Below are 11,733 nucleotides of genomic sequence, written 5' to 3'. Positions count from 1 at the left end.
GTCTGTCCGGGGATAGGGGAACCTCGCCTAACAGCCGATTTGCGCAACAGAGTCGAAAATACCCTTCAGATATAGCCCCCCGGGCCGCTCTCCCGAACCGCAAATCACGTTTCTGCGGATAGCGGAACGAACTGTCTCCCTGCTGCATCTGGCAGATCCGGCCCGCGTGAACCCGGATCACTCCCTATTTTCGGGGATACAGGAGCGATTGCGGACCGGGATAGCTTCCGCCGGAACCGGAGGCCGGCACGGGCTCTCCGGTTCTCCCGCCGGTCGCATCCCCAGGGGTGGCCCGGGCGGGAACGGGCGCGCTCCTGCGCAAAACCGGACCGAACCGGACTCATAACAAAAGACTTACAACAGACGGAGACAACATGAAGAAGACGCTTCTGAGCGCGACCCTCGCGCTTGCGACCATGGCCGGAACAGCCGATGCAGACACGTTCGCCGGGGTCGCGCTGACCTCGAACTACGTCGGCGGAGGCCGGACCCAGACCGAGGACAAACCTGCGCTTCAGACCTATATCGAACAGGGATTTGCCTCGGGACTGTACATCGGCGCCTGGGCCTCGAATGTCGATTTCGGCACCAACGACACGGTCGAACTTGACCTGTATGGCGGGTATCGTGGTGAAATCGGCCAGCTTTCCTACGACATCAATTATTATCGTTATCTCTATGACGGCGATCTGGGCAATTGCTGCGGCGACGCCTTCGTCAAGGTCATGCACCCGGTCTTCGGCCCTGTCTCGGGCGGGATCGAGGTCAGCAGCAATCTTGAGGATTACGTGATGTACAAGCCCCTGCTGGGGATCGACCTGGGCCACGGCTTTGCTCTGGCGGCGGAATACCAGTTCGGGGATGTGGATAACGAAACCTACTGGAAGGCCGGCCTCAGCAAGAGCTTCGACAACGGCACCTCGGTACGCGTGGAATATTCCGACCGCTCGGATGACGAGAGCATCCTGTTCTTCACCCTGTCCTTCGATACGGTCCTGCTGAAGGGCTAAGCGACCGGCGTGCCGTTTTTCCCCTCGTGAGGCGGCACGCCGGATTTGCGGAATCGCGGCGACAGATCGTAGCATCTCCGCGAGCTGCCCGGATATTGGGCGCAATTGGAGGATTTTTCCCGGTTTTCGCGCGGAAAACGCCTCGCCGGCTTGAGCATCAGCGCAAATAGACGTCGCTGGAATGCTGAGCCGCCAGCGCCGCATCCGCCGCCGCCTTCCGGCCCGATGCTTCCCTCGCGAGGACCAGACATGGAACAGCACATGCACACGATGTCGACTGAAGAGATCAACAGCTTCGCTGCAATCATCGCGACCGGGGCGCAGCAGGGCACCGGCGGGGGCGCGGACAAGCGGGAGTGGGTCGTCAACGAGGCCCTCGGACTGCTGCGCGCGGATGCCTGCGTTTCCTTCGCCTGGGACAGCAACAGTCACAGTTTCGTCGATCCGGTCTTTGCCAATGTCAGCGCCAGCTCGATCCTGCGCTTCCAGCAGCATTTCCAGTTCCGTGACGGCATGGCCGACCAGATCCGCATGTCGCCGAAACCGGTGGCGCTTGAACAGATGGTCACGGCGGCCGAATATGAACGCAGTGCAGTCTTCCGCGAGGTGCTGGCCCCAGACAACCTCTACCGCGTCCTTGCGCTTTATATTGCTTCGGATCAGGGCGAGGTCGGGCGTCTGACCATGTTGCGCAGCCGCAAGAGCCCGCCCTTCTCGCCCCGCGAGATCGAGTTGCTGGCCGCCCTGCGCCCGCATCTGGCCCGCTTCTTCCGCCGCCCCGCCGCAGCCCTGCCCGCCTTCACCCCGCGCGAAACCGAGGTCGCCCAGCTTATCGCGCGCGGTTGTTCGGACCGCGACGTCGCCCGCATCCTGGGGATCGCCTATTACACGGTGCGCACCCATCTGAAGAACGCGCTTGAGAAATCCGGCTGTGCCAACCGGACCGAACTTGCCGGCTATTTCGCAGCCAACTTCCCCGGCAACTGACATTTTCCGCGCCGCGTCGCCTTCCCCTTTTTTGGCGATACCCGGCGGAACGGCGACCGAATAGCCCTCGTTGCGAATGACGACGAGGAGTATTTGGATGTTCAGTGCCTATGCAATCGAGGCCTCCGCCCTGGAAGGCCAGATTGACGCGATGAAGGACCGCCCCCTGCCCGAGGGCATCGCGCGCGAGGTCGCCTTCCTCCAGAAGATGCCCGGGGGCGATCTGGTGGTGCTGGCCCATGTCGGCGACGCCGCCGGAACCATCCCGGCCTTCGGCCCCGTTGCCCTGCCCCGGGTCGAGCGCATGTTCAGCGCCATGCCCGAAGGCCTGCCGGGCAGCGATATCTACATCTCGGCCCTGCCGCTGCTGCCGGGCATGCGCGAGCGCTTCCGCGCCTTCGCCGCCGAACTTGACGGCCCCCGCAACCCCGAACTGATCCTCGACATGATGCAATCGGCCCATGGCGAGACGGTCTTCCTGCAAAACGGGGCCACCGATTACGTCGTGCCCATCGTCATCGGGCATCGCCCTTGGGAAGACGAGCATCGCGCCGCGCCCAATGAATCCGAGCTGAACCTCTGGATCAACGGCAATCTCGAAGAGATGCACGGCATCGACTTCGCCGATGCGCCGCCACCGCCCAACACCCTGCTGTGGGATCGCGTAGTCGGCTGAAGGAGGCATCCCGTGCCGAAGACGATCTGCCAGTTCAACCTCGTCCCCGGCGTCGATGCGACCCGGTTCTGGGAGGAAACCCTGCCCGTCCACGCCCGGGCGATCCTCGCGCAGTGCGGAGAGCTGCTGACCGGCTACGTGATTTCGCGCAGCCTGCCCGGAGAGGAGGCCCCCTGGCGCTTCGCCGTCGAGCTGAGCTTTGTCGGCCCGCAGGAACGTCGCGCTTTCCTGGACCGGGCGGCACGGATCGACGACGGGTTCGACGCCCTGCTGACCGATTTCCACGCCGTCGCAGTCGAGGAACGCTGCATGATCACGCCGGCAGGCTGACCCCTCCCTCCCCCTTTATGGGGATATGAGCCCCCCCATGCAGCGGCTAAGGCTGGCCCGTCACACACGCCGCCGCCCCACGGGCGGGCCGAGACATCGCCGGATCCCGGACCGACCGGGACCGCGCAGACCAATGGAAGGAAATCACATGACCAAACTCGCAATCTTCGGCGCCAACGGCTACGCTGGCGACGCGATCCGCTCCGAGGCGCTGGCGCGCGGCCACGACGTGCTGGCCTTCAGCCGTTCGGGCAAGCCGCGCGCGGGCTCGGCCAATACCGAGATCGCGACCGGCAACATCCATGACGCCGAGGCGGTGAAAGCCGTGGCCGAACAGGTCGACGTGCTGGTCGTCGCCATGCCCGCGCACGAGATCGACGGCAAGAAACTGGCCGATGCCATCCCCGCACTGCTCGCGATTTCGGACAGCACCGGCACGCGGCTTGCCATTGTCGGCGGCGCCGGCTCGCTCCAGGTCAGCGAGGGCGGTCCGAAGCTTATGGAGGGCGAGAAGTTCCCGCCCATCGCCCTGCCCGAGGCCACCGCCCATGGCGAGATGCTGGCGCTGCTGCGCGGTGCGGACAAGGGCCGCTGGTTCTACCTGAGCCCGGCGATGATGTTCGGCGCCCATGCCCCGCAGGAGCCCGTCGGCGCCTACACCCTGGGCGGCGACGTCATGATCAAGGACAGCCGCGGCATGTCCGCCATTGGCGACAAGGATTATGCCAAGGCCTTCCTGGACGAGATCGACACCCCGGCGCATGAAAACCAGCGCTTCTCGGTGATCGGCGCCTACTAAGGCGGCGGGACCACGGACAATACGGAAGGACAGGATATGGCAGAACTGACGGAACGGGTGGCCATCGTGACCGGCGGCGGCGGCGGACTGGGGCGCGCAAGCGCGCTGGCGCTGGCCGAAAAAGGCGCGCGGGTCGCGGTGCTCGACCTGGTGGCGACCGCCGCCGAGGCCACCGTCGCCGAGATCACCCGTTTCGGCGGCAACGCCATTGCCTTTCCGGTCGACGTGGCCAGCGAGGACGAGATCGGGCGCGCCGTGGCGCGCTCGGTTCAACAGTGGGGGCGACTCGATATTCTGGTCAACATCGCCGCCGAGATGAGCCCCGAGGTCTTCGCCGCCGACCGCACCGTGCTGGAGCTGGACGCGGCCGCCTTCACGCGCGTCTTCACCGTGAACGTTCTGGGACAAGCTCTGATGGCCAAGCATGCCCTGCCCCACATGATCGCGGCCGGCGCCGGCGTGGTGATCAACATGGCCTCGGCCACCGGCCATTCCGCCGAGCTGGGCCGGATCATGTACGGCACCTCGAAATCGGCGATCCACGGGCTGACGCGCAATATCGCGACCCAGCACGGCAAGGCGGGGATCCGCTGCGTCTCGGTCTCTCCCGGAGTGATCCTGACCCCCGGGATCGAGGCCCACATGGATCAGGCCGAGATCGACGCCTTCATCGCCCACAACGCCCTGCCACGTGCCGGAACGGCGCGGGACGTGGGTCAAACCGTGGCCTTCCTGGCCAGCGACGCGGCCGGTTTCATCACCGGCACGGATATCATCCTCGATGGCGGAATGCTGGCGCATTTCCCCACCGTGGTCGAAGAAAGGGAACGACTGAATGGCTGACACCGACACACTTGCCGCGACCTACCCCTGCCTTGCCGACAAGGTGGTCATCGTCACCGGCGCGGCCCAGGGCATGGGGGCGATGCATGCCCGCCGCTTCGTCCAGCAGGGCAGCCGCGTGGTGATCGCCGATATCCAGGACGCCCCGGGTCAGGCACTGGCCGGGGATCTGACGGCCTGCGGTCCCGGAGAAGCGATGTTCTGTCATCTCGACGTCGCCAGCGCCGCCGACTGGCAGGACCTTGTCGCCGGGGTCACCGCCCGCTGGGGCCGCATCGACGTTCTGGTCAACAATGCCGCCGTCATGGCCATCGCCGGGATCGAGGACGAGACCGAGGCGGGCTGGGACCGGATCATGTCGATCAATCCCAAGGGAAGCTGGCTGGGCATTCGCGCCGTTATCCCCGAGATGCGCCGGCTCGGCGGCGGCTCGATCATCAACATCGGCTCCATCGCCGGCTTTGTCGGCAGCGAGGGGCACGTCGGCTACCAGACCTCGAAAGGGGCGGTACGAATGCTGACCAAGAACGCCGCAATGCACTACGCCCCCGAGAACATCCGCGTGAACCTTGTCGCGCCGGGCATCGTCGACACCGGCTTCGCCGTCGAGGCGGGCGATCATTCCGATGACGAGTATATCAAGCTGACCCCCCTCGGGCGGCTGGCCCGCCCCGAGGAAATCTCGGCCGCGGTGCTGTTCCTGGCCTCCAGCCAGTCCAGCTTCATCACCGGGCTCGACATGCCGGTGGACGGCGGCTTCCTGGCGCAGTGATCCCTTGCGGGCGGGCGCGCGGCCCGTCCGCTTTTCTTCCGATACCCAGGGCGTTCCGGCGCCCGGCCCCGCCCGACGGCAGGCCGGAGCAGGACCGGCTGCGCCTGCCACAAAGGATAACGCATCCCATGACCCGGCTGACATCGAAGACCGCCATCATCACCGGGGCCGCGCAGGGCATCGGCGCGGCCATCGCCCGCGCCTTCGCCGCCGAAGGCGCCGCTCTGGTCCTGACCGATCTTCAGGACAGTGCCGGCGAAGCGCTGGCCGCCGACCTTTCCGCCACCGGCGCCAGGGTGCTGTTCCTGCATCACGACGTCGCGTGCGCGGCGGACTGGGAGACCATCATCGCCCGCACGCAGGAGGCGTTCGGCGGCATCGACATTCTGGTCAACAATGCCGGGATCGGCGCGCTGGAAGGGCTTGAGACCGAGACCGAGGATGGCTGGCAGCGGATCGTCGCGGTGAACCAGACCGGCACCTGGCTGGGTATGCGCGCGGCGATCCCGGCATTGCGCACCCGGGGCGGTGGCGCCATCGTCAACCTGTGCTCGATCATGGGGCTGACCGGCGACGATGGTCATTTCGCCTACAATGCCACCAAGGGCGCGATCCGCACCATGACCAGGAACGCCGCCGTCTCTTACGTGGGCGATGGCATTCGCGCCAATACCGTCTGCCCCGGTATGATCCTGACCGAGATGGCCGGAGAGGAAGACGACGAGACCACGATGGACTTCCTGAACCTGACGCCCATGCGCCGCCATGGCCGCCCCGAAGAGGTCGCGATGGGCGTCGTCTTTCTGGCCAGCGACGAGGCCAGCTTCATCACCGGCACCGATCTGGTGATCGACGGCGGCTATCTGGCGCGCTGAGCCGTGCCGTCACTGCAAAAGCGCCGGCCGGGACCGGCGCCGGGAGGAGACCCCATGACCGACAAGACCCTTCGCATCGCCGCCGGCTGTTCCGCCGACATCACCCTCTCTATGCCGCAGATGGCAGGGTACGGAGAGATCGACTACCTCGTGCTCGATTACCTGATGGAACACAGCATCGCCAAGATGGCCGGCGCGCGGGCCGCCAACCCGATGGCCAGCTTCGGCGCCGGCCTGCTGGGACCCGAGGTGATGGAGGTGCTGCCCGACCTCATGGCGCGCGGCATCCGCATCATGACCAATGCCGGAGGCCTTGACCCGCTGCTTTGCGCGCGGCTGTTCCGCGAGGCCGCCGGGGCACGCGGTCTCGCGCCGCGCATCGCCGTCGTCCATGGCGATGACGTTCTGGACCAGCTTCCCGGCGACTTCACCGACATGTTCAGCGGTGCTCCGGTGCCCGGAGACCTGCTGAGCGCCAATGCCTATCTCGGGGCCCAGCCCATCGCCGAGGCGCTGCGCCATGCCCCCGACATCGTGATCACCGGCCGGGTCGTCGATTCCGCCCTGACACTGGGCGCGCTGATCCACGAATTCGGCTGGGCCCTGGACGATTTCCACCGCCTCGGCACGGGTTCGATCATCGGGCATCTGCTGGAATGCGGCGCCCAGCCCAGCGGCGGCATCCATACCGACTGGCAGCAGATGGACTTCGCCAACCCCAGCTTCCCCATCGCCGAGGTTTCGGAGGATGGCAGCGCCGTGTTCTTCAAGGTCCCCGGCACCGGCGGGCGGATCACCCGCGGCACACTCGGAGAGCAGCTAACCTACGAGATCGGCGATCCGCAGCGCTATTTCCTGCCGGATGTAACCGCCGACTTCAGCGCCGTGACCCTGCAAGAGCTGGGACCGGACCGGATCCGCCTGTCCGGGGGGACCGGTCATCCGCCCACCGCCACCTACAAGGTCTGCGCCATGCAGCAACTGGGCTGGCGCGCAGTTCTGTCGAACCCGGTCGTCGGCAAGGATGCCACCGGCAAGGCCCGCAAGATCGTCGCGGCGCTGCTGCGTCGCAGCGAGGTCCTCAACGCCCGCCACAACTGGGGCCCGCTGGATCAGGCCAGCGCGCAGTACATCGGCACCGGAGAGAGCATGGGGGCCCATGCGCCCGCCGGAGCCACCCCGAGCGAGGTGGTCTATCGCCTGGTCGCCGATCACCCCCGCCGCGAGGCCATGGAGGCACTGATGCGGGTCCATGGCGGCACCGCCGCCTCGATGGCGCCGGGCACGCCGCCGCCACTGGGTGCGGACATCCGCCCGCGCATGAAGCTGTGGTCCTTCCTGATGGAAAAGAGCCGGGTCCAACCGCTGCTGAGCATCGACGACAGGACGCTTGCGGTCGGGATGCACGACCAGGCGGGCTACGACAGCGCGGCACTGCCGCCCTGCCCCGGCATCCCGCCGCATCCCGTCACCGGCACCCACACCGTTCCGCTGGAGCGGCTGGCCTACCTGCGCTCCGGGGACAAGGGCGATCTGGTCAACATCGGCGTTGTCGCCCGGGATCCCGCCTGGCTGCCCTGGCTCTCGGCCGCGCTGACGCCCGAGGTGATCCGCGACTGGTACGCCCATCTCTTCGCCGATCCCGCCCACGCCCGCGTCGATCGCTACGAGATGCCAGGACTCGGAGCCTTCAATTTCGTGCTGCACGACGCGCTCGACGGAGGCGCGGTGTCCTCGCGCCGCTTCGACGACATGGGCAAGGGGCTTGGTCAGCAGCTTCTCGATCTGCCGGTGCGGGTGCCAGAGGGGCTGCTTGCCGCGCCCACCTTGCAAAGCTGACCCGCCCGGTTCCCCATTTTCGGGGATACAGCAGATCCCGCCCATCCGGGATGATGATCCCAGCCGACCAGACAGGAGGTCACACCGGCCATGTCCCATCCGCTCGATATGCCCCTGCACGATCTGTCCGAAGCGATCCGCCGGCGCCGGATCTCTCCGGTGACGCTGTGCGAGGCCGCGCAGGAGCGGATCGGACAACGTGACCCGGCGCTGCATGCCTTCTGCGAGGTCGCGCCGGGACAGGCGATGGCGGCGGCGCTGCGGGCCGAGCGGGAGCTGGCCGGGGGACACTGGCGCGGACCGCTGCACGGCGTCCCGCTTGGCCTGAAGGACAACATCGCCATGGCCGGCTGCGGCAATGGCAACGGCATCCCCGCCCTGCGCCGGGAACGGGCGCAAAGCGACGCGACGGTCACCGCCCGGCTGAAAGAGGGCGGCGCGGTGATCCTGGGCAAGCTGGCGATGACCGAAGGCGCCTCGTTCCGTCATCACCCCGACGTGCCCTGCCCGGTGAACCCGCTGAACCCGCAACTCTGGAGCGGCGCCTCCTCTTCGGGCAGCGGGGTGGCGGTGGCCGCCGGGATGGTCGTGGCAGCCCTTGGCAGCGATACGGCGGGCTCGATCCGGGTGCCCGCCGCCTGCAACAACCTCAGCGGGCTGAAGCCGGGGCTGGAGCGGATCGGCACCCGGGGCCTGGCCGCCTGCGCAGCCGGTTTCGACGTGGTGGGACCGATGGCCCGCAGCGTCGCGGATCTGGCGGCGGTCCTGGCGGTCATCGACGGGGCCGAACACCGCGCCCCCGCCTTCGACCCCGCTTCGGTGCTGAACGCACGGGGCGATCTGTCGGGGCTGCGTATTCTGGTGGATACGCGGTTCAACACCCTCGACCCCGATCCCGATACCCATGACGCACTCGCGGCGGCCACCGACCGGCTGGCGGCCTGCGGAGCGCGCATCGTGGCCGGGCACTTTCCCGATCCCGAAGCGGCGCTGCACGGGCTGGGCCTGCTGATCGCGCGCGCCAATGCCCGCAGCCATGCGGCGCGGCGGGCTGCCTTCCCCGGAATGTTCAGCGCAGACTTCGCCCGGGGCATCGACTTCGGCACCGGGCTTTCCGAGGCCAAGCTGGCCACGGCCCGCGACCACTGCGCCGCCTTCCGGGACGCCCTGCTGGCCTGTTTCACCGAAGCCGACATGATCCTGACCCCGGTTCTGCCCCATGGCACGCCGGACCTCGCACAGCTCGGAGCGTTGCTGGCAGGACCACCCGACCGGCTGCTGCGCTACAGCGCCCCGATCAGCATCGCCGGGCTGCCCGCCCTGACCCTGCCCTGCGGACGCGGCGCCAACGGCCGCCCCGTCTCGATGCAGCTTGTCGGACGCCCGATGGACGAGACCCGGCTGCTGCGGGCCGGACATGTTTTCCAGACCGTTACCGGCTGGCATCGGGATCTTCCCCGGGTCGCGCCGCACCCGGTCGAGACCGCCCCACCCGGCTAGGCCCGCCGACCGCGCGCCAAGAAAAGCAGCGTCCGCCCTTCCGGGGCGGGCGACGGGAAGGGTCTGCCCGCAGAACGGCAGCCCCTGCCACAAAAATCACGATAACCAGAAAAAGACAGGGAAACGACATGCACAGCACATTCAGCGATCCGGCCACATCCGATGCGACGGGCACCCCCCGGGGCGCCATCGTTGCCTCTTTCATCCTTGGCACGGTGGGCGCCAGCGGCTTCACCCTACTGCCGATGACCCTGCCGGCACTGGCCGGCGCCTTCGGCCTTTCGAACGGGTCGGTCGGGCTGGTCAGCACCATGGAACTGACCGGCGTGACCGGCGGCGCGCTGCTGGCAGGCCTTCTGTCACGGCGTTTCGACAGCCGCATGCAGGCGGTCGTCGTCACCGGCCTGCTGACGCTGTGCGCCCTGGCGACAATGCTGGTCGATTCCATCGTGCTGCTGACTTCGGTCCGCTTCGTCGATGGCATCATGGCGGGCTATGCGCTCAGCCTGGCCTATTCGACACTGATGACGACGCGCCGGGTAGACCGCAATTATGCCCTGCTGGCGATCTGCCCGCTGATCTACGGCATGATCGGCTTTGCCGTCCTGCCGAAATTCGAGGGCCTCGTGGGCTGGCACGCCAGCTTCATCGTGCTGAGCGTCTCAGACGCCATCGGCTTTGTCGCCGCCTTCTTCCTGTGCGTGCGGCTGACCGCCCAGGACAAACCGTTGAGCTTCATCGAGACCCTGCCCAACCTGCGTGGCGCGATGGCCCTGTTCAGCGTGGTCTTCTATTATGCCGGCCTCTGCGCCATCTACGCCTTTTCGTTCAACATGGGCATCCAGTCCACCGGATCGCCGGCCCTGGCCGGTAGCGCGCTTTCGGCCTCCCAGTTCGTCGGCATCGGCGGCTGCATCGTCGCGGCCCTGATCGCCGGACGCATGGACCGGCGGCTGGCCATCCTGACCGGCTTCGTCATCACCGTGGCCGGGATCCTGTGCCTGATGTTTTCCCTCACGACCATCGGGTTCTTCACCGGGCTGCTGGCGATCAACTTCGCCTGGAACTTCCTGGCCGGCTCGCACATCTCGGCGGTGGGCAGCATGGACGAGCGCGGCTCGGCCGCCGCCTTCCTGGCGGTCGCCATCAATGTCGGGGCCGCCGTGGGGCCGCTGCTGGGCTTCGCCGTGAAGGACGAGCATTACGGCCTGCTGCAAAGCCTTGCCGTGGCGATGATCCTGGTGGCACTCGGGCTGATCGGCCTTGCCATCCGGGGCCGCCGCCAGGCCGCCGGAGGCCATCCGGTGCTGGAGGAGGAAGTCCTTCTGGACGTCTGACGCCACCCCTTTACGCAAGACCCCGGGGCAGTCGTCACAGAACTGCCCCGCCTGGCCCGTCCGGGCCGAATTTACGGAGACCCAAATGATCAAGACCGTCGGACTTTTCCACCTGCCGGAAGGCGTCGAGCCCGAGCTTTACTGGCAGGAACACACCGGCAAGCATGCCCGCGAGATCCTCGAAAACGCCTCCGACCTGGTGAAGGGTTATGTGATCAGCCGGGTGCGCAGCCCGCTGGTCGGGACGGCCAAGTTCTGGGGCATGGTAGAGCTCTGGTTCGAGGACGAAACCGCCCGGGCCGAGTTCGACCGCCGCACGAGCGCGGCCAATATCGGCGGCTCAGAGGCGCATTTCGAGGATTACGTGAGGGATTTCAGCGCCATGGATGTCGAGGAATGCGTCATCCGCCCGGTCAGCTACGACTGAAGGGCGCGGGCGCGCCGCTGCCGGTCCCCGCACCCGGGGGAAGCGCGCGGTTTCCGTTTCCGTCCGGCGGGCCCGGCGGGGGACTTGACTGGCACCGCCAATCTCTGGATCGTCCCCGCCAATCCGCAACCGGCCTCTTGCCCGATGCGCGGCGCGGCAGAAGATGCCGCGCATAGGGCCGGAGGGGCCTGCCCCCCAAGACTGCACCGGCCCATCGGAGGAACGCCCCATGACATCGAAGCTCTTCTCGCCCTTCACCCTGCGTGGCATGACCGTCAAGAACCGACTCTGTTGCGCAAATCGGCTGTTAGGCGAGGTTCCCCTATCCCCGGACAGAC

General features: G+C 67.2%; 12 protein-coding genes. All 12 read left to right on the top strand.

Annotated elements, in window-relative coordinates:
- Positions 1-374: 374 nt before the first annotated feature.
- The 12 genes from CVV76_RS24180 to CVV76_RS24125 all read left to right on the top strand — a co-directional run bounded on the left by CVV76_RS24180 (position 375) and on the right by CVV76_RS24125 (position 11,395).
- Positions 375-1,010, top strand: coding sequence for a TorF family putative porin (locus tag CVV76_RS24180; RefSeq protein WP_102227248.1), 636 nt, complete (start codon positions 375-377; stop codon positions 1,008-1,010).
- Positions 1,011-1,259: 249 nt separating this feature from the next.
- Positions 1,260-1,997, top strand: a complete 738-nt coding sequence (locus CVV76_RS24175) for a helix-turn-helix transcriptional regulator (protein ID WP_158243244.1) — start codon at positions 1,260-1,262, stop codon at positions 1,995-1,997.
- A 97-nt stretch (positions 1,998-2,094) separates the two neighbouring features.
- The gene (locus CVV76_RS24170) at positions 2,095-2,673 is read left to right on the top strand and encodes a hypothetical protein (RefSeq protein ID WP_102227246.1); all 579 of its coding nucleotides are present in this window, start codon (positions 2,095-2,097) and stop codon (positions 2,671-2,673) included.
- A 12-nt stretch (positions 2,674-2,685) separates the two neighbouring features.
- Positions 2,686-3,003, top strand: coding sequence for a hypothetical protein (locus CVV76_RS24165; RefSeq protein ID WP_102227245.1), 318 nt, complete (start codon positions 2,686-2,688; stop codon positions 3,001-3,003).
- 148 nt (positions 3,004-3,151) lie between these two features.
- Positions 3,152-3,802: an NAD(P)-dependent oxidoreductase gene (locus tag CVV76_RS24160; RefSeq protein WP_102227244.1), complete on the top strand. Its 651-nt coding sequence runs from the start codon at positions 3,152-3,154 to the stop codon at positions 3,800-3,802.
- A 36-nt stretch (positions 3,803-3,838) separates the two neighbouring features.
- Positions 3,839-4,645, top strand: coding sequence for an SDR family NAD(P)-dependent oxidoreductase (locus CVV76_RS24155; protein WP_102227243.1), 807 nt, complete (start codon positions 3,839-3,841; stop codon positions 4,643-4,645).
- Entirely contained in the window at positions 4,638-5,417 is a 780-nt protein-coding gene (locus tag CVV76_RS24150) for an SDR family NAD(P)-dependent oxidoreductase (RefSeq protein WP_102227242.1), read from the top strand. Before CVV76_RS24155 ends, CVV76_RS24150 begins: the two co-directional genes overlap by 8 nt.
- 128 nt (positions 5,418-5,545) lie before the next feature.
- Entirely contained in the window at positions 5,546-6,292 is a 747-nt protein-coding gene (locus CVV76_RS24145) for an SDR family NAD(P)-dependent oxidoreductase (protein WP_102227241.1), read from the top strand.
- Between the two features lie 54 nt (positions 6,293-6,346).
- On the top strand, positions 6,347-8,131 hold the full coding sequence (locus tag CVV76_RS24140) for an acyclic terpene utilization AtuA family protein (protein WP_102227240.1): 1,785 nt from the start codon (positions 6,347-6,349) through the stop codon (positions 8,129-8,131).
- A gap of 90 nt (positions 8,132-8,221) precedes the next feature.
- Positions 8,222-9,631 (top strand): amidase, encoded by a 1,410-nt coding sequence (locus CVV76_RS24135; RefSeq protein WP_102227239.1) that lies wholly within the window; start codon positions 8,222-8,224, stop codon positions 9,629-9,631.
- Positions 9,632-9,759: 128 nt separating this feature from the next.
- Positions 9,760-10,968 (top strand): MFS transporter, encoded by a 1,209-nt coding sequence (locus CVV76_RS24130; protein WP_102227238.1) that lies wholly within the window; start codon positions 9,760-9,762, stop codon positions 10,966-10,968.
- A gap of 85 nt (positions 10,969-11,053) precedes the next feature.
- Positions 11,054-11,395 (top strand): hypothetical protein, encoded by a 342-nt coding sequence (locus tag CVV76_RS24125; protein ID WP_102227237.1) that lies wholly within the window; start codon positions 11,054-11,056, stop codon positions 11,393-11,395.
- The last annotated feature ends 338 nt before the right edge of the window (positions 11,396-11,733 follow it).

The sequence above is a fragment of the Acidimangrovimonas sediminis genome (genome assembly GCF_002871005.1).
GTDB lineage: Bacteria > Pseudomonadota > Alphaproteobacteria > Rhodobacterales > Rhodobacteraceae > Acidimangrovimonas > Acidimangrovimonas sediminis.
This window is presented reverse-complemented; position numbering and strand designations above follow the sequence as displayed.